The sequence below is a fragment of the Lacinutrix chionoecetis genome (genome assembly GCF_053604665.1).
The window spans coordinates 64,209-88,209 of record NZ_JBSHNQ010000087.1; the positions used below are offsets into that span (position 1 = coordinate 64,209).

Below are 24,001 nucleotides of genomic sequence, written 5' to 3' on the forward strand. Positions count from 1 at the left end.
TTTATATTTGGATATGAAGATTTTAAACATATTTATTATTCTACTTAGTATAGTGGGTTGTAATACAAATAAAAATATTAATACCAATGCTAAAATAGCGGCAAGTTCTAATTTGTGTCCTGAAGACGGCGTTTGCACTTTCGAGGTTTTAAGAAATAAAAATTTTAGAATTAAAAGCGATGAGTTTGGCAATAGCTATTCTGAATTATCAGAGGGAAATAAAACGGTTCTTAAATTTGAATATTCTAGAAATGTTCCGGACAATCTTCAAGATGCAAGTTATAACGAGTTTGTATATTTAGAAGTAGATGAAGATGTTAAAAACTTAGAACTTAAAAATTTAGGGCTACAAAAAGTGAATCTTGGGTTTGGAAGAATTTGTTTTTGCCGTGGACAGACAGGTTATTATAATATTACACAAGGCAACCTAAATTTAACAAAAATCAATAACGAAGAATACCACTTGATTTTAGATTTTAAAACAGACGAAGTCCCACAGATTATCACTTCAATTAACGAAACTTTTAAACTATAAAAAAAGCGATTTGAAATTCAAATCGCTTTTTTATTGTTATTCTTCGACAGGTTTTTCCATAACAAAATCTTCCATAAATTTTGTAGTGTAATTTCCAGCTAAATAATCTGGATGATCCATTAATTGTCTATGAAACGGTATCGTTGTTTTAATACCTTCTATTACGAACTCGTCTAAAGCACGCTTCATTTTATTAATAGCCTCTTCTCTTGTTTGCGCAGTTGTAATTAACTTAGCAATCATTGAATCGTAATTGGGCGGAATAGAATATCCTGCATATACATGTGTGTCTAAACGCACACCATGACCTCCTGGAGCATGTAATGTTGTTATTTTTCCTGGAGATGGTCTAAAATCATTAAACGGGTCTTCTGCATTAATTCTACATTCTATTGAGTGTAATTGAGGTAAATAATTTTTACCTGAAATAGGCACTCCTGCTGCTACTAATATTTGCTCACGAATTAAATCGAAATCAATTACCTGTTCTGTAATCGGGTGCTCCACTTGAATACGTGTATTCATTTCCATAAAATAGAAATTTCTATGCTTATCTACGAGAAACTCAACTGTTCCCGCACCTTCATATTTAATGTATTCTGCTGCTTTTACTGCAGCTTCACCCATTTTTTTGCGTAATGCAGTCGTCATAAACGGAGAAGGCACTTCTTCAGTTAATTTTTGGTGACGACGTTGAATTGAGCAATCTCTTTCGGACAAATGACAGGCTTTACCGTTAGAGTCTCCAACAATTTGTATTTCTATATGGCGTGGCTCTTCAATAAGCTTCTCCATATACATATCGTCATTACCGAATGCTGCTTTAGATTCTTGTCTTGCCGACTCCCAGGCATCTTGTAAATTTTCTGGTTTCCAAACGGCTCGCATTCCTTTTCCACCACCACCAGCAGATGCTTTTAGCATTACTGGATAGCCAGTTTCTTTAGCGATTTTTTTACAGTCTTCAAAACTTTCTATAACGCCTTCGCTGCCAGGAACTACAGGAACTCCTGCAGCAATCATGGTTGACTTCGCATTAGCTTTGTCTCCCATTCTATCAATCATTTCTGGAGAGGCACCTATAAATTTTATGTCGTGCTCTGCACAAATTTTTGAAAATTTAGCGTTTTCAGATAAAAATCCATAACCTGGATGTATGGCGTCTGCATTCGTTATCTCTGCAGCTGCAATAATATTCGACATTTTTAAATACGATTCGCTGCTTGGTGCTGGACCAATGCAAACCGCTTCGTCTGCAAATTTAACATGAAGACTTTCGGCATCTGCAGTAGAATATACCGCTACTGTTTTGATGCCCATTTCTTTGCAGGTTCTAATAACACGAAGTGCTATTTCTCCTCTATTGGCAATTAGTACTTTTTTAAACATAAATGCGGATAATTTTCAATATTCAAAAAACAAATCCCAAAATTTACTGGGAATTTGGGAATTGAAAATTGGGATTTATATTAAGATGGATCTACTAAAAATAATGGCTGATCGAATTCTACTGGAGAAGCATCGTCTACTAAAATTTTAACTACTTTACCTGAAACTTCAGATTCAATTTCATTAAAAAGTTTCATAGCTTCAATAATACAAAGTACATCGCCTTCTGCAATAGTTTGTCCTACTTCAACAAATAATGGTTTATCTGGTGATGGCTTTCTATAAAATGTTCCAATTATTGGAGATTTTACAGTAATGTATTTAGAGTTATCATCTGCCGCTGGAGCTGTAGTTGCTTCAACAGGTGTCACAGGTGTTGCTGCTTGTTGAGGCATTTGTTGCATTGGCATTTGCTGCATTGGCATTTGCTGTACAATCGTCGTTTCTTCAGACCCTGTTTTTATTGTAATCTTAACGTCATCGGTTTCTAATTTAACCTCACTTGCACCCGATTTTGCTACAAATTTGATTAAGTTTTGAATGTCTTTTAAATCCATAATTAAGAGTTTATTTAATTTATTTTTGTTAGTTTATTAAGAATTATAGGCCCATTTTAAATATACTGAGCCCCAAGTAAAGCCACCACCAAAGGCTGCAAAAATAATATTATCGCCTTTTTTTAGTTGTGATTCGTAATCGTTAAGTAGCAATGGTAATGTTGCCGAAGTGGTGTTACCATACTTCTCTATATTCATCATTACCTTATCGCTTTCAAGATTTATGCGGTTTGCGGTGGCATCTATTATTCGCTTATTAGCTTGATGTGCAGCTAACCAAGCGATATCGTCTTTTGTAAGATTATTTCTTTCAAGAATCTTTTCTGCAACATCTGCCATATTGAAAACAGCATTTTTAAATACTGTTTTACCATCTTGAAAGACGTAATTTTCTTTCCTTGCCAACGTTTCGGCTGTCACCGGATAAGAAGAACCACTTGATTTTACTTGTAAGAACTCTCTTCCTGCTCCATTACTTCTAAGGTATTCGTCTTGTAAACCCAAACCTTCTTCGTTAGGCTGAAACAATACGGCACCTGCGCCATCACCAAATATTATACAGGTTGATCGGTCTTCGTAATTAATCATCGAAGAATTTTTATCTGCTCCTATTAACAGTACGTTTTTATAACGTCCTGTTTCAATATATTTTGCTGCTGTGGACATACCAAATAAAAAGCTTGAGCAGGCTGCTTCCAAATCGAAAGAAAAAGCATTTACAGCTCCTATTTCTGTTGCTGTATAGGCTGCTGTTGAGGCTGCTTGCATATCTGGTGTGGCAGTGGCCACTATAACAAGTTCAATATCTTCTGGGTTTATTTTAGATTTGTTAAGAAGGTCTTGAGCGGCTTTAATAGCCATATATGAAGTTCCTTTGCCTTCTCCTTTTAAAATACGACGTTCTTTGATTCCTGTCCTTGTGGTTATCCATTCGTCGTTAGTATCAACCATAGATTCTAAAATCTTATTGGTTAATATATAGTCTGGCACATAAGCGCCTACAGCTGTAATTGCCGCTGAGATTTTACTCATACTTTTCAAGTTAATTTAACCAAAAAATGCTGAAAATCGTCTAAAAAAGGCGAAATTTCGTCCAAAATAGGGTTTTTTGGTTAATTACATGCAAATTAAGTTGTTTTTAACTTAAAGAAAAATATATCACAAAAAAAACGCTCACAAGTGAGCGTTTTTCTATATGCATGCATAGTAATTATGCTGCGTTTTCTTCAGTTACTGCGTTGTCAATTAGAACTTGACCTCTGTAATATAATTTTCCTTCGAACCAATGAGCTCTATGATATAGATGAGGCTCACCTGTTGTTGGGCAAGTTGCAACTTGTGGCGCAGTTGCTTTATAATGTGTTCTTCTCTTATCTCTTCTGGTTTTCGAGATTTTTCTTTTAGGATGTGCCATTTTATTATTTTATTTATCCGTTAATAGTTTCTTTAATGTATTCCAGCGAGGATCTATTTCCTCTTGGTCTTCTTTTATATCCTTTACTTTAGGACTTAATTCTTCTAATTTTTCGAGTATGTCTGAATTTAATGTACCGTCTTCAACTCCAGGGTGAATGCGTTTTGTTGGCATTGCTAATACAATTAATTCATAGACATATTGCTGTATACTAATTTCGTATTCACCATGAGGTATGATTAATATATCGATATTTTCGTCGTTATATTCATCCCCAAACTTAACAACCAAATCAAACGCATTGTCTAATACTTGATCGTAAGGTTCGTTTGTTACATCGCAATTGACATTAACTGTTCCCGAAACTTCAAAATGCAATTCTAAAAGTGTTGTCTTTTTTTCTAAAAAAACATCAACTTTTAAATTACTATTATTAAAGTCGTCATACTCAAAATATTCAAAGAACTCTTTTTCAATCTCATATTCAAAGTGATGTTTCCCGACTTTAAGTCCTACAAATGGAATTGTAAACGCTTTCAATGGCTTCATTATCACATCTCTTTTGAGCCCGCAAATATACAATTTTTTATTAATTCAGCAGACTTATTAACAATTTTTTGTTTACTTCTTTTTTGATTCGAATTTTCTCTCATCAAATCGCTTTCTTTTACTAATTGCGAGCGGGTTTTTATTTAGTTCTTCGTACTCTCTTCGATTGTTAAAAATGCTTACTGCAGTAAAGAGGGCTTCTTTAAAAGAACCTGTATCTGCCTCGCCTTTTCCAGCTATTTCGTAGGCTGTACCATGATCTGGAGAGGTACGAATTTTATTTAGTCCAGCTGTAAAATTTACACCTTGTCCAAATGACAATGTTTTAAATGGTATTAAACCTTGATCGTGATATGAAGCTATTATAGCGTCGAAATTTTTGAAATTATCGCTTCCAAAAAAACTATCTGCAGCATAAGGACCGAATACCAGTTTACCACTTTCTTTTATTTTTTTTAATGTTGGTCGCATAACAGTGTCATCCTCATTGCCAATAACACCATTATCTCCTGTGTGTGGATTGATACCTAAAACAGCAATTCTTGGTTTTCGTATTCTAAAGTCTTTTTTTAAAGAATTATAAACCGTATTAATTTTTTCTGTTATTAATTCTGAAGTGATATGGCTCGCTATATCTTTTACAGGCACATGGTCTGTAAGTAAACCAACCCTTAACGTATCTGTAACCATAAACATTAAACTGTCTCCTTCTAATTCCTGAGCTAAATAATCTGTATGGCCCGGAAATTTAAATGTTTCAGATTGAATATTGCTTTTATTTATTGGAGCCGTAACTAAAACATCTATAGCATCGCTCTTTAAAGCTTTTGTTGCGCTTTCTAAAGATTTAATAGCATATTCTCCAATTTTAATATCTTCTTTCCCAAAATTTATGTCCACGTTTTCTTTCCAGCAATTGAATACATTCACTTTTCCATGAAGCACTTCGTTTAAATTATTAACTCCATATAGGTTGATGCTTAAATTAAAATGGTTTTTAATAAATGTCATGGTTTTTATGGACGCAAAAATAACTGGAGTGTAAAAATCCAACATTCTGTTATCATCAAAAATTTTCAACACTATTTCTGCTCCTATTCCGTTTAAGTCGCCTATAGATATGCCTACAATTATTTTTTCTTCTCTCTTCATTATAATGCTAACTATTGTTCGTAATTTTATACGCACAAATTTAACCAAATAATACAGTTAAAAGTATGTTTACGGGAATTATTGAAACCTTAGGTAGAATTACTAATCTAAAACATGAATTAGATAATTTACACATTACTGTTAAAAGCAGCATTAGCAAAGAATTAAAAATAGATCAAAGTGTTGCCCACAATGGTGTATGCTTAACGGTTGTAAATATTGAAGATAACAACTATACTGTAGTGGCAATTAAAGAAACACTTGATAAAACTAATATTGGAGGCTTAAAGGTTTCTGATGCTGTTAATTTGGAGCGCGCCATGAAACTTGGAGATCGGCTTGATGGTCATATTGTGCAAGGCCACGTAGATCAAACTGCGGAATGTGTTAATGTAACAGAAACACAAGGCAGTTGGTTATTTGCATTTAAGTATGATCCCGCTTTAAACAATATTACTATAGAGAAAGGCTCTATTACGGTTAACGGAGTAAGCCTTACTGTTGTCAATTCTAAACGTGATGAATTTAGTGTTGCAATAATTCCTTACACTTATGAGCACACGAATTTTAAAACTTTTAAAAAGGGTACAATAGTAAACTTAGAATTTGATGTTATAGGTAAATATATTACGCGGTTGACCGCTTTGAAAGATTAAAATGCTTGCTTTTTAAATCGAAGCATTTTATAGACACCAAACACAGCGCCTACTACCAATAAGATAATTAAACCACCATCAATAGGCAGACCAACAGGACCTGTGGGAGGCTGCGGTGGAGGAGGAAATTCCTGAGCTGAGCATACAAAACTTATTAATATAAATAAGATTGAGGCAAATGTCTTTTTATATTTTATCATAATCAGGCGGTAAATGTATAAAAAAAACTCTCGCTACAAAACTTTTCAACATTTTTTTCGACAAAAAAACACTATGAACGGTATTTTTTTTCGACAAAATACCAAAAATAACCTAAATCTGTAGGGTTTTTGTTTAATCTATGTGGGTTTAAATTCCTTAAAATGTTAATAAATATTTAAACAAAAAAAAAGCCTCTCAACTTAATGAAAGGCTTTACAATTTTATGTGGTCCCACTTGGGCTCGAACCAAGGACCACCTGATTATGAGTCAGGTGCTCTAACCAACTGAGCTATGGGACCAAAATTGGTGTGCAAATCTAATATTATTTTTAAAAGACTACAAGATTTTATTTCTTTATTTCTTGACAAAGCTCAATTAACACTCCATTTGATGATTTTGGATGGAGAAAAACAACTAATTTATTGTCTGCGCCTTTCTTGGGAGTTTCGTTTAATATAATAAACCCTTCAGCCTTTAAGCGCTTAATTTCTGCTTCAATATCGTCTACATCGAAAGCAATATGGTGAATACCTTCTCCCTTCTTTTCTATAAACTTTGCTATTGGGCTATCTTCTTTTGTGGCTTCAAGTAATTCTATCTTATTTTCTCCAATTTTAAAAAAGGAGGTATTTACACCTTCAGACGTTACTTCTTCAATTTTATAATGCTGCTCTCCAAACAGTTTTTTAAACAATATATTAGAGTTTTCTAAACTTTTTACAGCAATTCCAATGTGTTCTATTTTATTCATAGTTAATTATTAAAAAAAGCGAGACTAATGTTTTTAAATTCTAATCTTCTTATATATCAGGCACATATTTTGCATGTAAAAATACTATAATATTTAAAAAGCGTATTTTTGCAGTCCAAATTAACTATTAAAATTTTGGAGTTAACACAATAGATGAAAACAGAAGAAAGTCAAAGACAAAAAAAAATAGGATCGGTTTTACAACGCGATCTGGTAGATATATTACAAACAGCAGCTACACAAGGTGGTATGCGTGGTGTTATTATTTCGGTAACAAAGGTTGCGGTAACCGTAGACCTATCGGTTGCAAAAGTTTATTTAAGCATTTTTCCAAATGACAAAGCGAAAGAATTAGTAGAAGGCATAAAATCTAACCAGCCATTTATTCGTCATGAACTTTCGCAACGTACAAAAAACCAACTACGAAGAATGCCTCAACTATACTTTTTTGTAGACGATTCTTTAGAGCATATCGATAAAATTGAACAATCTTTAAAGGGAAAAGATAACCCATTAAGAGATCCAGACCTTTTAGGAAAACGTAAAAAATCTTAAACTGTTTTTGGGCTTTCCTCTCTACATAGCAAAACGTTATTTACGCTCTAAAAGCACTAATAATGCTATTAACTTTATAACCTATATTGCTGTTGCTGGTATTATTTTAGGTTCGGCATCATTATTTATTGTGCTCTCAGGTTTTGCCGGTCTGCGTGATTTTACATTAGAGTTTACTACTATTATTGATCCCGATTTAAAAGCTGAAGCTACCATTGGAAAGTCTTTTGTTTTAGATTCTCTTCAAGACCAAAAACTCAATAACATAAACGGTATTTCAGAATATTCTAAAATAGCAGAAGAACGTGTAATTGCCTCTTTCGATGGTAATAAGCAAGCTTTATACATAAAAGGAGTAGATGCTAATTACAAAACAGTAAATACTGTTGATTCTATTTTGTGGCGAGGGAGTTGGCTTACAGATAAAACCAACCAGATTGTTGTTGGTATGGGAGTTTCTAACAATTTAAATATTGGTGTTTTAGATTACGGGAAACGTGTTTCGCTATTTGTACCAAAACCAGGAAAAGGTCAAATTACCTCAATAAATCAGGCTTTTAATCAGGTAGATGCTATAAATGTAGGTGTTTTTGCAGTGAATGAGAATCTAGACGATAGCCATATTTTTGCAAGTTTAGATCTTGCACAAGAATTGCTTAGTTTTAAACCAAATCAGTTAACGCATATTGAATTTAGATTAGAAGAAGAGGCAGATGAGGATGACGTTAAATCTCAAATTCAAGCTGTTTTAGGTGATAATATTACTTTAAAAACCACTGCTCAACTTAATGACGCCTTGTACAAAATGTTAAATACCGAAAACTTAGCAGTTTATCTCATTTTTACATTAGTATTAATAATCGCTTTTTTTAACGTTGTTGGCTCTTTGATAATGATGATGCTCGACAAGAAAAAAAGTTTAAACACATTATTTAATGTTGGTGCCACAGTAAAAGATATTCGTAAAATATTCTTTTTACAAGGTGCCTTAATGAGTGTTATTGGTGGAATAATTGGTTTGGTTGTAAGCACATTACTTGTATTGTTTCAGCGCTACGGACCAGATAATACCAAAATAATGATTACCGAAAATCTGGCTTACCCTGTTTCCTTTCATGTAGAAAACTTGTTTATTGTATTTATTACAATTACCATTTTGGGCATTATAGCTTCAAAAATTGCTTCTGTTCGTATTACCAAAGAAATGATAAAGACAAGTTAATTGTTTGCAGATTATTCTGTAAAAACATAATCACCAAATTTCTCTAAAACCTCATCGAAAGCAGCAAATACATCTGCCGAGGCATCGCTGGTAACCATTTTCATGCGATATTCTTTAAAATGTGGAATACCTTTAAAATAGTTGGTATAGTGTCTTCTGGTTTCGAAAACGCCAAGTATTTCGCCTTTCCAATCAATGGCCATTTGTAAATGTCTGCGTGCAGCTTCCACGCGTTCGGCTAAAGTAATTGGCGCCAAATGTTCTCCTGTTTCAAAAAAATGTTTTACTTGTTTAAAAAACCATGGGTTTCCAATAGTTGCACGACCAATCATACAGCCGTCCAATCCAAATTCATCTCGCATCTCCATAGCGCGTTCTGGCGTTGTAACATCGCCATTACCAAATACAGGAATATGCATTCTTGGGTTGTTTTTTACTTGAGCAATAGGTTTCCAATCGGCTTCACCTTTATACATTTGTGCTCGCGTTCTACCATGAATAGCAATAGCTTTACAGCCAACATCTTGCAATCTTTCGGCTACCTCAACAATTTTTATCGAGTCGTGATCCCAACCTAAGCGCGTTTTTACTGTAATAGGAATATTGGTACGTTTTACCATTTCCGCAGTAAGTTGTTCCATTAAACAGATATCTTTTAAAATACCTGCGCCTGCGCCTTTACTCACTACTTTTTTAACCGGACAGCCAAAATTAATATCAATAATATCTGGTTTCGATGCCGAAACAATATCAATGGTTTCCAGCATGCTATCCATATTGGCTCCAAATATTTGAATACCAACAGGTCGTTCTTTTTCGTAGATGTCTAATTTCATTACACTTTTAGCAGCGTTACGAATCAAGCCTTCGCTACTTACAAACTCGGTATACACAACATCTGCACCTTGTTCCTTGCACAATGCTCGAAATGGTGGGTCGCTAACATCTTCCATTGGTGCTAAAAGCAATGGGAAATCTGGAAGTTCTATGTTGTCTATTTTTACCAAAGTGTTTGATTTTGTGGCAAAATTAGTGCTTTTTCTCGAATTCATGATAAAAGACCTCACAGGTTTTAAAAACCTGTGAGGTCTAACAGGGAAAATGAGTATCTTTTCTCCATAAAAAAATAGCTTTTGCAAATTCCTTTCGAACCCAATCTCTTCGGTTATAACATAAACATTCACCTTGTTTTAGAGTATTTGGCTTTTTTTGTTGCCTTTAGATATTATGTGTATTTAAGAAAACGCTCAAAAGATCATATTTCAGGAAACAACAGGCTCTCAATAATTTTAGGTGCCGCTATTGGTGCTCTGGTTGGTTCGCGATTGGTTGGTTTACTGGAAAATCCGTTTGTAGAATGGTCTCAACAAAACCTCCTTAATTTGCTAAATACCAAAACCATTATGGGTGGTTTATTTGGCGGTTTGCTTGGCGTAGAATTAGCTAAAAAGTACATTGGTGAAACGGAATCTTCTGGTGATTTATTTGTGCTTCCTATTATTCTGGGCATCTTTATTGGTCGTATTGGTTGCTTTTTGTCTGGTGTAGAAGAGTTTACCTACGGACGAGAAACCACTTCAATTTTCGGGATGGATTTAGGCGATGGTATCTTAAGGCATCCAACTTCACTGTATGAATTAGTGTTTCTTGTTATTCTGTTTTTCGGCTTAAAACGATTGCTAAGCAATTCCTCTTTAAAAAATGGTGACTTATTTAAGTGGTTTATGGTTTTGTATTTCGGATTGCGTTTTTGTATTGAATTTTTAAAACCAAACGTCTTTTATGTTTTCGGTTTGAGCAGCATTCAAATATTATGTGTAATTTGTTGGTTGTATTATTATAAATTCATCTTTGAAAAACTAAAAAATGCCCGTTAGAAACTATACCTATTACGATTTTACTTTAAGCTTATGCCCAGAGTGTTTACGGCGTGTGGATGCAAAAATTGTTTTTGAAAATGGTAATGTTTACATGCTAAAACGCTGTAACGAACACGGTAATAGTAAAGTGCTCATTGCGGACGATATTGAGTATTATAAAAATATTAGAAATTATAATAAGCCAAGCGAAACACCTTACACCTTTAATACCAAAACACACTATGGTTGCCCATACGATTGTGGTTTGTGTCCAGATCACGAGCAACACTCTTGTCTAACCGTAGTTGAAGTCACAGACCGTTGTAATTTAACGTGCCCAACCTGTTATGCTGGCTCGTCGCCTACCTATGGCAGACATCGTACTTTAGACGAAGTTAAAGCGATGTTAGACACCATTGTGAAAAATGAAAAAGAGCCAGATGTGGTGCAAATTTCTGGTGGTGAACCAACCATTCATCCGCAGTTTTGGGAGATAATGGATTATGCGAAGTCGTTACCAATAAGGCATTTAATGCTGAATACCAACGGAATTAAAATTGCAAAAGATATCACTTTCGCGGAACGACTTAAAACCTACGCACCAGATTTTGAGGTGTATTTACAGTTCGATTCGTTTGAAAACAGTGTGCTTCGCGAGTTGCGTGGTGCCGACTTAAATGATATTAGAAAGCAAGCGATTGAAAACCTCAACAAAGTTAATCTCTCAACAACATTAGTTGTCACACTTCAAAAAGGCTTAAACGACCACGAAATTGGAAAAATTATCGATTACGCTTTAAAGCAAAAATGTTGTCGCGGTGTAACGCTTCAGCCAACGCAAATTGCTGGTCGATTAGAGCATTTTAATCCGGAAACAGATCGCATGACGCTAACCGAAGTACGACGAAAAATAATGGAACAAACCACTGTTTTTAAAAGCGACGATCTTATTCCTGTGCCTTGTAATCCTGATGCTTTAGTTATGGGCTATGCACTTAAATTGGAAGATGAAGTATTTCCTTTAACGCGCTATATTAATCCTGCCGATTTGTTAGATAATAGTAAAAACACCATTATTTACGAACAAGATGAACAGCTTCAAGATAAAATGATTGCGTTGTTTAGTACAGGAAATTCTGTTGAAGTAGCCGAGGAAAACTTAAAGTCTATTATGTGCTGTTTACCCAATATTGATGCGCCTAATTTAGGTTACGATAATTTGTTTCGTGTGATTATTATGCAATTTATAGATGCTTATAATTTTGATGTACGCGCTATTAAAAAATCGTGCGTGCATATTGTGGATAAAGACAATAAAATAATACCTTTTGAAACCATGAATTTATTTTATCGTGATGATAAAAAAGAGCGATTAGAAGCACTTAGAAACGAAATAGTATGATTACATTATTTATAGAAGGTGGTGGAGATTATACTGGAGTTGTAATCATGTTTCTTGTTATAATGCTACTACCAGCAATTATTTTGACGCTTATTGGACTTGGGATAAAAAAAACAAAACCTAAAACCAGTAAAGTATTGTTTATAATTTCAGTAATTTATACTATAATTAGTCTTGGCGCTTGTGGTGCCATGATGAATTAAATTTAAATATGTTGTATTTAGGACCAAATATGAATTTAGACGGACTCTTTATCATGATTGCATTAATCATGGTTGGTCCAGCCGTATTGCTTTTTATTATTGCTGCAGTTTTAGGTTTAAAAAACAAAAAGAAAGCCTCAAAAATCTGTTGGATATTAGGCGTTGTTTACCTAATTATTAGCTTCGGGATTTGTGGTGCGATGATTTATGGTTATTAAAATCGATGTGTTTGACTTAAAATGTGAAACTAATTTCTTCGAGTTCATTTTTGGATAACACTTCTCGATACAATTCTTCATATTTCAGAATCACTCGAAGAAAGCATGCAGTTTATTGTCAGTTCGAGTGTTTTGTGAGGCACGAACAAAATGTATCGAGAACTACTTCAAACTAAATTGTTTCTCGATACAATTCTTCATGCTTCAGAATCACTCGAAGTGACAGCAAATTAAAAAGTAACGCTAACCTCAATTAATTCTTCGCCTCTCTTTACAGTAACTTTTGTTGTATCACCTTTTTTATAGTTGGATAATGCGCCCATGTAACTTTTCATATCTGTTACATTATTTCCCCCCATTTTCACTACAATATCACCTTTTTGTATGCCTGCGTTTGTTGCAGGTGTATCTTCACGCGTACCATCTATTCTTAAACCTTTTCCATCAAATAAATAATCTGGAATAACGCCTAAACCAACCTCGAATTTTGGTAAATCATCACTTTCATTTTTAGTTGCCCTAAACGGTAATTTACCATTGTTATCAAGGTCTGTAATGATTTCAAAAATGTAATTTGAAATAGTTTGCATACCATCGTAATTTAACTTTTCGGTATCATCGGTTGGTTTGTGGTAATCTTCATGCTGACCAGTAAAAAAATGCAATACAGGAATATCTGCATTATAAAAACTTGTATGATCGCTTGGGCCAACTCCAGATTCTTTTTGAACCAATTTAAATTTCGAATTGTTAGACGACACCGTTTGCTTTAAAATTGGAGACGTACCAACACCGTAAACTGCCAAAGTACTATCGGCTTTTAGTCTGCCAACCATATCCATATTAATCATGTAATTTACTTTTTTGGTGTCTATGGTTGGATTTTTTACAAAATAGTTAGAACCCAATAAACCCATTTCCTCTCCTGAAAAAGCCATGAATAAATAGTTGTTATTTGTGTTTTTAGCTTTTAATTTTTCAGCTAAATTTAGCATGACAGCTATTCCACTTGCATTATCGTCTGCTCCATTGTGGATTGCTATTTCGCCTCTATGTAAAGAACCTTCAGCACCTAAACCTAAGTGGTCGTAATGCGCGCCAATAATAATGGTGTTTTCTGCTTTATTGTCTATTAAACCAATAACGTTTGTTCCTGTAATGGTGCTATCGCCATCTTTTACCGTGTAATTGACTTCTTGATGCGGATCGGTTTTTGGGCGAAACGAAAAGGTTTGAAAATAACCTTTAGTTCCTTTTTCAGTTAAACCTAAATTTTTAAATCTTTCAGCAATGTATTTGGCCGCTTTTTGTTCGCCATTACTTCCGGTTTGTCTGCCTTCCATGGCATCGGAAGCCAAAACAGTAACATCGTCTTTAATAGAAATTGGTTTCGTGTTTTCTGAGTTACAAGCCGTTAAAATGACTAAAAAAATGATAAGGATTCCGTTTTTCATTATAAGAAGTATTAATTTTGCACAAAATTAGTCAAAATTATATCATAATTTAAACCTACAAGGTTTTAAAAACCTCGCAGGTTTTTTAGTATTTTAATATGAAAAAACTCTCTTTCTTTTTGATTCTTATAGCAATCGTTTCTTGTAAAACCGAAGAAAAACAAACAGCAACCGAAACAAAAACTAAAGTTTCAGAAAATAAAAACCTATTAATTTATCCAGAGGAAGTTCATTTTAAAAGCCTGCGTCAAGTCACTTTTGGAGGTGATAATGCTGAAGCGTATTGGAGTTTCGATGACAAGCAAATTGTATTTCAATCTAACTACACAAAATGGAATGTAAGTTGCGACCAGATGTTTTTAATGAATGCTAACGACACTTTCGATAGTGTTGCGCCGCCAATGGTAAGTACTGGAAAAGGACGTACAACGTGCTCGTACTTTATGCCAGATAATAAGCATATTATTTATGCATCTACCCATTTAGGAGACGAAAAATGCCCAGATACACCATTACGTAAAAACGGAAAATACATCTGGCCAGTTTATGATACGTTCGATATTTTTGTTGCCGATTTAGAAGGCAATATTGTAAAGCAATTAACCAACGAAAAAGGTTACGATGCCGAGCCAACCGTATCGCCAAAAGGCGATAAAATTGTATTTACCTCAACACGAAGTGGCGATTTAGAATTATATACCATGAATCTTGATGGTAGTGATGTTAAGCAAATTACAGATGAATTGGGTTACGATGGTGGCGCTTTTTTCTCACCAGATGGTACTAAAATTATCTTCCGTTCGTCGCGCCCAAAAACAGAACAAGAAATTAAAGAATATAAAGATTTATTAGCTGAAGGTTTAGTGGAACCAACAGACATGGAGCTTTACATTTGCAATGCCGATGGTAGCGATTTACGCCAATTAACCGACTTAGGAAACGCCAATTGGAGTCCGTTTTTTCATCCTTCGGGCGAAAAAATATTATTCTCTTCAAACTTTGAAGCTGAGCGTGGATTTCCGTTCAATTTATATTTAATAGATATTGATGGTAAAAACCTTGAACGCGTTACACACAGTGAAACCTTTGATGCTTTTCCGGTATTTTCTAACGATGGTAAAAAATTAGCGTTTTCGTCTAACAGAAATAATGGTGGTGGTCGCGATACGAATTTGTTTATTGCTGAGTGGGTGGATTAAAAATTATGTTATACATAGGAATTTGTGTTTCTTATATTGTTTTGCTGTGAAAGTACTATACAAGTAAGAGGATTATTCCTTCTCCAAACGATTACGCTCTTTTAATTCTGTTGTACGCTCGTTGGTTTTTAGTGTAGTATTACCAAATTTATAGTTAAAACCAAGCTTGATATAACGGTTATCTAAATTTGTAAAATTACGATTGTCTTGATTTCCAAATTTCGATTTTACGGCAAAATCTTGAGCGTTAAACAAATCTGAAATGGCTAAGGATAAAGTGCCTTTCTTTTTTAAAACCGTTTTACTAAGGGATAGGTCTGATGCCAAACGAGAATCTACGATTTGAAAACCTTGTTGATTTTTACCAATATAAGTTAAAGTAAAATTGGCTTTAAGGCTGTTATCTTTTAAAAAAGAAAAATCGTTACTCAATATAGAATAGTTACTCCATTGGTTCATTTTAAGCAGTTGATTATCAATAAATGCTTCATCTTGTATGTTGTAAAAAGAGGTTACAAAATAAACAAACCAGTTGTCCATTACATCGAAATAAGTAATAAAATCGAAGCCAAATTCTTTAGTGTTACCAATGTTTGTAGGCGAGTAGATTAAAAGATTATTAGCATTGTCTTGTCTTGGTAATTCAATAATATCGTTTGTAATATCTTTGTAATATGCTTCAAAAGTATAGCGTTGGTTTAATGTTGTACCAACAACAAAGTGGTTGGTAAAAGAAGGTTGAATGTTTGGATTACCAGTAACAATGGTATTATCGTTTAAAAAAAAGTTGAACGGATTTAATAATTGATAACTTGGTCTAGAAAGTGTACGTTTATAATTTGTGTAAACATTTACCTTCTCAGAAACTTGATGGCTTAAATTTAATGTTGGAAATAGCTCCAAATAATCTTGAGTGGTTTTTAAATTGTTTGAAACAGATAAACCATCGACATTAGTGTGCTCCACTCTTAACCCACCGCTTAAGCTCCACTTTTCCCAAGATTTATTGTAGCTGGTATAAGCTGCAAAAATGGATTCTGTATAGTCAAACGCATTAGAATTTTCAGCATTAAAATCAATTGTTCCAGTACTTTGGTTAATATCAAACTGCGTGATATCACTATTGGTATCTATATTAGATGTTTTAATACCGAAAGCAAAATCGGAACTGTCGTCCACAGGTAAATTATAATCAATTTGACCCGTTAAAATATTAGTATTTTGGTTATTATCTGTTACAAAAGCTGTTCTAAAATTATTAACATCGTTAGCAAAGAAATAATGGTTATTTACTCGCTGGTTTCTCTGGTAATCATAATCTGTAAAATGTGCGCTAAAAACCACTTTTCCTTTATTTTTAAAATGATGGGTAAAATCTAAGTCGAAACCCAGATTATATTTTTCATCTTGAGAATGGTTATTTGTGTTAAAATTAAAAAGGTTATTGTTAGCATTATCTGTAACTTCAGTTTGTCCGTTTATTCTATAATCGAAATATGGCAATAACAATGTGTTTGCTGAAAATCTTAACGTATTTCTATCATCTATAAAATAATCGAAGTTTAAATTAACATTGTGTGTTTTAGTGCTGGTATTTCTATTATTGTTTGTTTGCCATTTCTCATCTAAAAGACCAGTGTTATCATTATAATTTATGGTATTGTCACTAGACCTGTTTGTTTTACTATCTGTAAAGCTATAGTTTAAATTTACATTTACTTTTTTGGTTTTATAAAACTGATTGATCCCAGCATTATATCTTGGGTAAACACCTTGAGTATAATTAGTAAAGACATTACCACGGTAACCAGTAATTAAATTTCTACTCATTACAATGTTTAAAACAGCACCACTTTCAGCATCGTATTTAGCTGGTGGATTTGTAATAACCTCTACTTTTTTTATCGTATTTGCAGGTGAACTTTCTAAGAGCTGGGTAATCTCACTCGCCGAGAGGTTTACTTTTTTATCGTTAATGTACACGGCTGGTGTTCCATTTTTAACGGAAATAGCATCGCCTAAAACCAAAACGCCAGGTGTGCTACGTAAAACATCCAGTAGGCTACCTTCACTTAAGGCTGTATTTGCAACATTAAATACCAGACGGTCTAATTCTTTTTCCAACGTTGGCTTAGTTGCGTTTATAGTTACACCTTCTAGTATTTGAGCGTCTTCCTCTAAGACAATTTTAATATATTCGTCTTTTGATAATTGAATAGGATAAAGTGCTTTTTCAGATTTATAACCAATATAAGAAGGCTTAATAAAATAGGCATATTTTTTTAAATTGGTAAATTCAAAATTACCGTTTTCATCTGTTACTGCTCCTTTTTTATTCTCTCCCGAAATTCCAGAACTCCCTTCTATAGTAGGAATAACTGATTCGTGAAGCATTACATTTACGTAAGGAATAGCATTATTTTCTTCATCTACAATAGTTCCAGATATAGTAAGTTGCTGAGCTATAATTGGGGAAGAGAAAATAAATAATATGAGAGATATAAAAAATTTCATTAAGTGCTATTAACCAAAGGGCAAGATAACAATAGTTTTTTAGTTTTTTGTACGGTAAAAGCCGTAAATTATAAGGAATTCTCTTGCGAAGAAAAACTGAAAATTCGTCAATTTTTGCACTATATTTGCACTCTCTTTGTTAGTTAGAGACACAAGATTATGAAGAATATTAGAAACTTTTGCATTATTGCACATATTGATCATGGAAAGAGCACACTTGCCGACCGTTTACTTGATGCCACAGGCTCTGTAACGGCTCGAGAACAACAAGCGCAATTATTAGATAGTATGGATTTGGAGCGTGAACGTGGTATTACCATTAAGTCGCACGCTATACAAATGGACTATACTTTAAATGGTGAGAAATATGTTTTAAACCTTATAGACACACCTGGTCATGTAGATTTTTCTTACGAAGTGTCTCGCTCCATTGCTGCCTGTGAAGGTGCTTTATTAATTGTAGATGCTGCACAAAGTATCCAAGCGCAAACTATTTCTAATTTATATTTGGCTCTTGAAAATGATTTAGAAATAATTCCTGTACTTAATAAAGTCGATTTACCTAGCGCAAACCCAGAAGAAGTAACAGACGATATAGTAGAGTTATTAGGCTGTGATGCCGAAGAAGTTATACATGCCAGTGGTAAAACTGGTTTTGGTGTCGAGAACATTTTAAAAGCAATTATTGAGCGTATTCCTGCACCAAAAGGAGATCCAGATGCACCATTACAAGCTTTAATTTTCGATTCGGTTTACAATACGTTTAGAGGGATTGAAACTTATTTTAGAGTATTTAACGGTGAAATTAAAAAAGGACAAAAAATCAAATTCGTCGCTACAGATAAAGAGTACTATGCAGACGAAGTGGGAACTTTAAAACTAACGCAAGTCGCAAAGCAAAGTGTAAAAACAGGTGATGTAGGTTATTTAATTACCGGAATAAAAACAGCAAAAGAAGTAAAAGTTGGTGATACTATTACCGATTTTGCAAACCCAACAACTAATATTGTTGAAGGTTTTGAGGACGTAAAACCTATGGTTTTTGCTGGTATTTACCCTGTAGACACAGAGGATTATGAAGAACTAAGAAGCTCGATGGAAAAGTTACAACTTAATGATGCTTCTTTGGTCTTTCAACCAGAAAGTTCTGCGGCTTTAGGTTTTGGTTTTCGTTGTGGATTCTTAGGAATGTTACACATGGAAATTATACAAGAGCGTTTAGAACGTGAGTTTGATATGACGGTAATTACAACAGTACCAAACGTGTCATACTACGCCTATACTAATAAAGAACCAGATGTGCCTTTTATAGTAAATAACCCAAGTGATTTACCAGAACCAACGATGATAAATCGTGTGGAAGAACCCTTTATAAAAGCAACCATTATCACCAAAGCAGATTTTGTTGGCAACGTTATGAGCTTGTGTATTGAAAAACGAGGTATGATTACCAATCAAACTTACCTAACTCCAGAGCGAGTTGAGTTAACTTTCGATATGCCTTTAGCAGAAATTGTTTTCGATTTTTACGATCGTTTAAAAACAGTTTCCAAAGGTTATGCCTCTTTCGATTATTCGCCAATTGGCATGAAAACGTCTAAATTAGTACGTTTAGATGTTTTACTAAACGCTCAACCAGTAGATGCACTTTCTGCTTTAATTCATGCCGATAATGCCCATTCAATAGGTAAGAAAATGACGGAGAAACTTAAGGAGTTAATTCCGCGTCAGCAATTCGATATTCCTATTCAAGCAGCTATTGGTGCTAAAATTATTGCCAGAGAAACTGTAAAAGCGTTACGTAAAGATGTAACTGCAAAATGTTATGGTGGAGATATTTCGCGTAAGCGAAAACTACTTGAAAAGCAGAAAAAAGGTAAGAAACGTATGCGCCAAGTGGGTAATGTAGAAATACCTCAGCAAGCATTTATGGCTGTTTTAAAACTTAATGATTAACATTACAAATTTATAATTACTTATAAACCTTCAGTTTTTTAGCTGAAGGTTTTTTTATTGCTCTAACCATTTTCTAAACTCAGAGGTGGTAGAAGAACTCGTCATTACTTTTTCCTTAACCCCTTTCATTGTTATTAATAGTCTGTTCTTAAAATGACTTTCTATGTTTTCTATATAATCGATATGAACAATCTCACTTCTATTAATTTTAAAGTATTTTTTAGGGTTTAATTGACTGTAAATAGAACTAATGTTTTGCGAAATAGAGTGGCGTTTTCCTTGATTGTCGTTAGCAATACAAAAGTCACCCGAGGCTGTAACCACACTAATATCCGAAGCATTTAATAATTGAATTCCTTTTGTTTTTTTAATAACAAACCGTTTTTTATAGTTTGCATTTTCCTCATGCAATGCAGATTTTAATGCATTTATAGTAGAATTATTTAAGGCGTTATAATCGCCTTGTTTAAATAGGGCTTGATATTTTTCTATCGCTTTATTAAAATCGGTTTGTGTATAGGGTTTTAAAATATAAGCAATACCATTAGTATTAAAAGCTTGAAATAAATAATCGTCGTGCGCAGAGCAGAAAATAATGGGAGCTTCAACTTCTACGTTATTAAATAAATCGAAAGAAGTACCATCTAATAATTGAATATCTGACAATATAAAATCATAGCTTTTATTAGTTAACAGCTCTTTTCCTTCCATTATCGATCGCGCCCAATCGAGAGTAAACCCTTCAGAAAAAAACGATTGTAAACAACTCATTAGTTTTTGGTATGCTGGTATTTCGTCCTCTAAAATTAAAATTTTCATCATCTTAGTTTTCGTCGCTTAATTTTATAATTGGAATTGTAATTTTAAATGCTTCGTTTGTATCTTCTATTTCAATTCGCTTGTCGCTAAGTAGTTTGTATCTGGATTCTAAATTTTTTAATCCTGTCCCTAAGGATTCTGGATTAACTTTAGTGCGAGACTTTGTATTTATAACCGTTACCCAATCTTCTGTAATTACAATAGTAGAATTAATAGTTTTGCCATTAACTATCTTATTATGCTTTACTACATTTTCAAGCAAAATTTGTAATGCTCCTATAGGAATAAATTTATTGGCTAACGAATGGTCGCTAATAATATCAAAACTATAATCGTTGGCAAAACGTGTTTTAATTAAAAAAATATAATTTTCGGCAAAGGCAACTTCTTTAGAGAGCTCCATAACCTCTGCATCTTTTGTTTTTATTAAATATCTATAAATTAAAGACAGCCTGTTAATATATTCTTTAGCTTTTTCCTTATTACTATCTATTAAAGCATCTAAAGTATTTAGATTATTAAACAGGAAATGAGGATCTATTTGCGAACGTAGTAATTTGAGTTCATTTTCTTTTTGTTGCTTTTCAATTTTTAAAAATTCATTTTGGCCTTCATAAAACTTTTTGGTAAGCAATAATGCAAATGGAAATGCGGTTTGAAAGGTGCCTCTATCTATCATTTGTAAAACAAAGTTTAATCCTTTTGGGAATTTACTCCAATCGTTATTTCCTGTCCAGTAACCAATAGTATAATCTATACCTGGGATTACGACTAATACAATTAGTCCGACAACAATGAAAAAAACATACTTTCTTTCCTTAACAAATTTTGGTACCAACCAAAAAACATAAATAAAAATCATGCTGGTAACACTAATGATTTCTACCGGAAAATCTATTAAATATTCTCTTAATAGAGCTCCTCTCTCATAATACCCATTACCTTGAATTGCAAAGGAAACAGCAAAATAAATGGCTAAAATAAGGAGGTCTGATTTGTTGATTTTATTATTCATAGGGTGTTAAAATACGAATGTATTAATTATTATCGTTAATTCTATTTTCCTCGTCTTTTGATGCGTTTTCGCGATTCTTTTTCTTCCCATATCTAGAACCAAAACTGTAAGACATTCTTAGCTGTATATTTTGTCTTGATTGATTACTCTCAATATCTGCTTGTAAATTATTGTAATCTATTTTGCCTACAAAACCTCTATTAAGCATTTTATTAAAGCCTAAATTTACTTTTAGCCTTTCCTCTAAAAATTTTCTACCAAAGGAAAAGTCTAATCCTGCAAACCATTCTGCATCAATTCCACCTTCTAATGCTCCAGTACCATAATTACCGCTAATTTCTGCATTTATTTTCCATGGCAACTCGTAACTCGCTTGTGTAAACCACATGACACTCCATTTCTGTAAGCTTAGGTTATTAGGGGTAGATTCAAATTTATTATAATTTACAATAAATCCTGTGTAACCTTCCACGTCTTTTATAAAGCTTAACGGACCAAATAATCTAAAATTCCAGTTTTTACTATTCGATAAGTTAATTGTAGTTCTCATTATTTCTGCTGTTTCATTGTTTTGAGAAATAAATTGAAACATATCGTCTTTTGTGGTGCGATATCCTACTGTAAAAAAAGGTTGGCTATCGTAAGTTAAATTAAATTGATAATTATTAGTAAAAGAGGGCTTTAAATTTTCGTTTCCAACGTCTGATGACAACGGATCGTAATACGTAACAAACGAATTTAAGGTATTGTAATTAGGTCGACGAATACGGTAGCTGTATGCGATACTTGCACTTAAACTTTTGTTTATTTTTCTGCTAAGAGATGCGCTTGGAAATAGCTTAGAGATTTTGCGTTCCCTACTTTCGTTATTACTACTTGAAATGCCTTGTGTATTGCTATCTTCAAAGCGTAAACCTCCTGAAAAAGACCAATTTCCTTTTGTTAAATTTAATTTAGAGTATAGAGCGAAAATTTTTTCGTCTACAAGAAATCGATTACTATTATTGCCCTCAAAATCGAAGCCGTCATTACCATTTTGAATGAAAGATTTTAAATCACTATCTGTATTTACTTGTGCGTATTTGGTACCAAAGCTAAGTTTAAAATCTTCGGAAAACATTCTCGAATAGTCTGCTTTGTAGGTTTTAATTTGGTAATCTCCATTTTGTCTGTAGCGTTGGTTTGTGTAAGGAACAGTGCTTCCTGAAAGTGAAGAAATAGTATTTAAGTTGTTATTAGAATAATCTACAAAATTAAAATCTGTTGTAAATTTTTGTGCTTCAGTTTTATACTCGTAATAAGGATTAATGTTCAATACTATTTGGTCTCGATCAAAACTGTTTTGGGACAATAAAAAGTCGGTATTCGATGCGCTTGTAATAATGTTTGTGCTTTTAGATATTCTATCAGAATTTGTTGAGTTTCGTCTTACTCCAATTCCTACAGTATGATTATCGTTAATATAATAATCTACACTCGCACCTGCATTATATCTTATAGGATTATAAGGTTCAATTGTGGCTTGATCATATGTATCGTTCCCAACTCTTCTTTTAATAAATAAATCCTCTCTCCACGTAGGACTTGAATGCCCTACGCTTAGTTGCCAGTTTAATTTGTTTTTATAACTGGCTATTGAGGCACTTGTACCATATTCAAATCCCTCATCTTCTCCAACCCATCCCACAACATTACCGTGAGTTCCTAATTTTATATTTTTCTTTAAAATTATGTTTATAATAGGTCCTGATCCTTCGGCATCAAACTCTGCTCCTGGTTGCTCTACCAGTTCTACTCTGGCGATATTATCTGCAGGCATGTCGCGTAACAAAGTGTCCATATCCATATAGTCTGTAGTTTTGCCATCAATTAAAATTCTAATATTACTTTGTCCTGCGTAGCTAATTCCATTATTTGTTACAATTACTCCCGGAACACGTTTCATAACATCTTGTAAGTTTGAATTAATCATCTCAGATTTTTCTAAATCTACTATTAGTTTTTCTGCAGTTTGTCTTATAACAGGTCTTTTACTTTTTAAAACAACTTCGTCTAAAGCTTGAGCCTGCTCTGTTAAAGAAAAATTGAAAGTTCTTGGTTCCGTGGTGAGTTCAAACACATCTGTTTTTTCAATCTTAAAGCCTAAAACTGATACTTCTATATAATAGCTGCCTGTTGAAACCTCTTTAAAAATATATTGTCCTTCATCATTTGAAACAACGCCTGTAATAACCTGGTTTGAATTAGCACTGTACAGTATGACATTGGCGAATTCAAGAGGTTGATTGTTTTCTGTAATCGTACCCGAAATATTTTGCTGTGCGTTTAAAGAAATTACGATAAATAAAAAGAAATAAGTAATTGTAGTTTTTAATTTCAT

The 24,001-nt window shown here is 33.5% G+C and carries 24 protein-coding genes and 1 tRNA gene; 10 read left to right on the forward strand and 15 right to left on the reverse strand.

What is annotated here, in order from left to right:
* The first annotated feature begins 13 nt into the window (after positions 1 to 13).
* Positions 14 to 535, forward strand: a complete 522-nt coding sequence (locus ACVC43_RS15150) for a hypothetical protein (RefSeq protein WP_452225386.1) — start codon at positions 14 to 16, stop codon at positions 533 to 535.
* 36 nt (positions 536 to 571) lie between these two features.
* Here ACVC43_RS15150 and accC read toward each other — a convergent pair whose 3' ends face one another.
* The 6 genes from accC to pdxA form a co-directional block, all read right to left on the reverse strand.
* Positions 572 to 1,924 (reverse strand): acetyl-CoA carboxylase biotin carboxylase subunit, encoded by a 1,353-nt coding sequence (gene accC / locus ACVC43_RS15155; RefSeq protein WP_452225387.1) that lies wholly within the window; start codon positions 1,922 to 1,924, stop codon positions 572 to 574.
* An 80-nt stretch (positions 1,925 to 2,004) separates the two neighbouring features.
* Positions 2,005 to 2,481: an acetyl-CoA carboxylase biotin carboxyl carrier protein gene (gene accB / locus ACVC43_RS15160; RefSeq protein WP_452225388.1), complete on the reverse strand. Its 477-nt coding sequence runs from the start codon at positions 2,479 to 2,481 to the stop codon at positions 2,005 to 2,007.
* 36 nt (positions 2,482 to 2,517) lie between these two features.
* Complete coding sequence (locus ACVC43_RS15165) at positions 2,518 to 3,513, reverse strand: beta-ketoacyl-ACP synthase III (RefSeq protein WP_452225389.1); 996 nt, start codon at positions 3,511 to 3,513, stop codon at positions 2,518 to 2,520.
* Positions 3,514 to 3,691: 178 nt separating this feature from the next.
* On the reverse strand, positions 3,692 to 3,895 hold the full coding sequence (gene rpmF / locus ACVC43_RS15170; RefSeq protein ID WP_452225390.1) for a 50S ribosomal protein L32: 204 nt from the start codon (positions 3,893 to 3,895) through the stop codon (positions 3,692 to 3,694).
* A gap of 9 nt (positions 3,896 to 3,904) precedes the next feature.
* Positions 3,905 to 4,444 carry a YceD family protein gene (locus ACVC43_RS15175; protein WP_452225391.1) on the reverse strand — a complete coding sequence of 180 codons (540 nt, stop codon included), beginning with the start codon at positions 4,442 to 4,444 and terminating at the stop codon, positions 3,905 to 3,907.
* Between the two features lie 72 nt (positions 4,445 to 4,516).
* The gene (gene pdxA / locus ACVC43_RS15180; protein WP_452225392.1) at positions 4,517 to 5,596 is read right to left on the reverse strand and encodes a 4-hydroxythreonine-4-phosphate dehydrogenase PdxA; all 1,080 of its coding nucleotides are present in this window, start codon (positions 5,594 to 5,596) and stop codon (positions 4,517 to 4,519) included.
* Between the two features lie 65 nt (positions 5,597 to 5,661).
* On the opposite strand from pdxA, the gene ACVC43_RS15185 reads away from it, so the two are divergent.
* Positions 5,662 to 6,252 carry a riboflavin synthase gene (locus ACVC43_RS15185; protein WP_452225393.1) on the forward strand — a complete coding sequence of 197 codons (591 nt, stop codon included), beginning with the start codon at positions 5,662 to 5,664 and terminating at the stop codon, positions 6,250 to 6,252.
* Here the strand turns inward: ACVC43_RS15185 and ACVC43_RS15190 are convergent.
* The 3 genes from ACVC43_RS15190 to mce form a co-directional block, all read right to left on the reverse strand.
* On the reverse strand, positions 6,249 to 6,452 hold the full coding sequence (locus tag ACVC43_RS15190) for a PID-CTERM protein-sorting domain-containing protein (RefSeq protein WP_452225394.1): 204 nt from the start codon (positions 6,450 to 6,452) through the stop codon (positions 6,249 to 6,251). The two genes, ACVC43_RS15185 and ACVC43_RS15190, sit on opposite strands and share 4 nt — an antisense overlap.
* A 227-nt stretch (positions 6,453 to 6,679) precedes the next feature.
* Positions 6,680 to 6,753 (reverse strand) — tRNA-Ile (locus ACVC43_RS15195).
* 47 nt (positions 6,754 to 6,800) lie between these two features.
* Positions 6,801 to 7,205 carry a methylmalonyl-CoA epimerase gene (gene mce, locus ACVC43_RS15200; protein ID WP_452225395.1) on the reverse strand — a complete coding sequence of 135 codons (405 nt, stop codon included), beginning with the start codon at positions 7,203 to 7,205 and terminating at the stop codon, positions 6,801 to 6,803.
* Between the two features lie 153 nt (positions 7,206 to 7,358).
* On the opposite strand from mce, the gene rbfA reads away from it, so the two are divergent.
* Positions 7,359 to 7,760 carry a 30S ribosome-binding factor RbfA gene (rbfA, locus tag ACVC43_RS15205; protein WP_452225396.1) on the forward strand — a complete coding sequence of 134 codons (402 nt, stop codon included), beginning with the start codon at positions 7,359 to 7,361 and terminating at the stop codon, positions 7,758 to 7,760.
* Between the two features lie 7 nt (positions 7,761 to 7,767).
* On the forward strand, positions 7,768 to 8,982 hold the full coding sequence (locus tag ACVC43_RS15210) for an ABC transporter permease (protein WP_452225397.1): 1,215 nt from the start codon (positions 7,768 to 7,770) through the stop codon (positions 8,980 to 8,982).
* Positions 8,983 to 8,993: 11 nt separating this feature from the next.
* Here the strand turns inward: ACVC43_RS15210 and dusB are convergent, their stop codons facing one another.
* A complete protein-coding gene (gene dusB / locus ACVC43_RS15215; RefSeq protein ID WP_452225688.1) occupies positions 8,994 to 9,989 on the reverse strand; it encodes a tRNA dihydrouridine synthase DusB in 996 nt (331 codons plus the stop codon).
* A 126-nt stretch (positions 9,990 to 10,115) separates the two neighbouring features.
* On the opposite strand from dusB, the gene ACVC43_RS15220 reads away from it, so the two are divergent.
* From ACVC43_RS15220 to ACVC43_RS15235, 4 genes are read left to right on the forward strand one after another with little or no spacing between them, the layout of a single operon-like run.
* Positions 10,116 to 10,859 (forward strand): prolipoprotein diacylglyceryl transferase, encoded by a 744-nt coding sequence (locus ACVC43_RS15220; protein WP_452225398.1) that lies wholly within the window; start codon positions 10,116 to 10,118, stop codon positions 10,857 to 10,859.
* Positions 10,849 to 12,243, forward strand: a complete 1,395-nt coding sequence (locus tag ACVC43_RS15225) for a radical SAM protein (RefSeq protein WP_452225399.1) — start codon at positions 10,849 to 10,851, stop codon at positions 12,241 to 12,243. Before ACVC43_RS15220 ends, ACVC43_RS15225 begins: the two co-directional genes overlap by 11 nt.
* Positions 12,240 to 12,446, forward strand: a complete 207-nt coding sequence (locus ACVC43_RS15230; protein WP_452225400.1) for a hypothetical protein — start codon at positions 12,240 to 12,242, stop codon at positions 12,444 to 12,446. Before ACVC43_RS15225 ends, ACVC43_RS15230 begins: the two co-directional genes overlap by 4 nt.
* 8 nt (positions 12,447 to 12,454) lie before the next feature.
* The gene (locus ACVC43_RS15235; protein ID WP_452225401.1) at positions 12,455 to 12,664 is read left to right on the forward strand and encodes a hypothetical protein; all 210 of its coding nucleotides are present in this window, start codon (positions 12,455 to 12,457) and stop codon (positions 12,662 to 12,664) included.
* 230 nt (positions 12,665 to 12,894) lie between these two features.
* On the opposite strand, the gene ACVC43_RS15240 is transcribed toward ACVC43_RS15235, so the two are convergent.
* Entirely contained in the window at positions 12,895 to 14,118 is a 1,224-nt protein-coding gene (locus ACVC43_RS15240; protein WP_452225402.1) for a M28 family peptidase, read from the reverse strand.
* 98 nt (positions 14,119 to 14,216) lie between these two features.
* Between ACVC43_RS15240 and ACVC43_RS15245 the strand changes: the two genes are divergently transcribed.
* Complete coding sequence (locus ACVC43_RS15245; RefSeq protein ID WP_452225403.1) at positions 14,217 to 15,317, forward strand: TolB family protein; 1,101 nt, start codon at positions 14,217 to 14,219, stop codon at positions 15,315 to 15,317.
* A 72-nt stretch (positions 15,318 to 15,389) separates the two neighbouring features.
* Here ACVC43_RS15245 and ACVC43_RS15250 read toward each other — a convergent pair whose 3' ends face one another.
* Positions 15,390 to 17,831 carry a TonB-dependent receptor domain-containing protein gene (locus ACVC43_RS15250; RefSeq protein ID WP_452225404.1) on the reverse strand — a complete coding sequence of 814 codons (2,442 nt, stop codon included), beginning with the start codon at positions 17,829 to 17,831 and terminating at the stop codon, positions 15,390 to 15,392.
* A 159-nt stretch (positions 17,832 to 17,990) separates the two neighbouring features.
* Here ACVC43_RS15250 and lepA point away from each other — a divergent pair, with 159 nt between their 5' ends.
* On the forward strand, positions 17,991 to 19,787 hold the full coding sequence (gene lepA, locus ACVC43_RS15255; RefSeq protein ID WP_452225405.1) for a translation elongation factor 4: 1,797 nt from the start codon (positions 17,991 to 17,993) through the stop codon (positions 19,785 to 19,787).
* Positions 19,788 to 19,841: 54 nt separating this feature from the next.
* Here lepA and ACVC43_RS15260 read toward each other — a convergent pair whose 3' ends face one another.
* From ACVC43_RS15260 to ACVC43_RS15270, 3 genes are read right to left on the reverse strand one after another with little or no spacing between them, the layout of a single operon-like run.
* A complete protein-coding gene (locus tag ACVC43_RS15260) occupies positions 19,842 to 20,609 on the reverse strand; it encodes a LytR/AlgR family response regulator transcription factor (RefSeq protein WP_452225406.1) in 768 nt (255 codons plus the stop codon).
* A 1-nt stretch (position 20,610) separates the two neighbouring features.
* Positions 20,611 to 21,621 (reverse strand): sensor histidine kinase, encoded by a 1,011-nt coding sequence (locus ACVC43_RS15265; RefSeq protein WP_452225407.1) that lies wholly within the window; start codon positions 21,619 to 21,621, stop codon positions 20,611 to 20,613.
* Between the two features lie 22 nt (positions 21,622 to 21,643).
* Complete coding sequence (locus tag ACVC43_RS15270) at positions 21,644 to 24,001, reverse strand: TonB-dependent receptor (RefSeq protein WP_452225408.1); 2,358 nt, start codon at positions 23,999 to 24,001, stop codon at positions 21,644 to 21,646.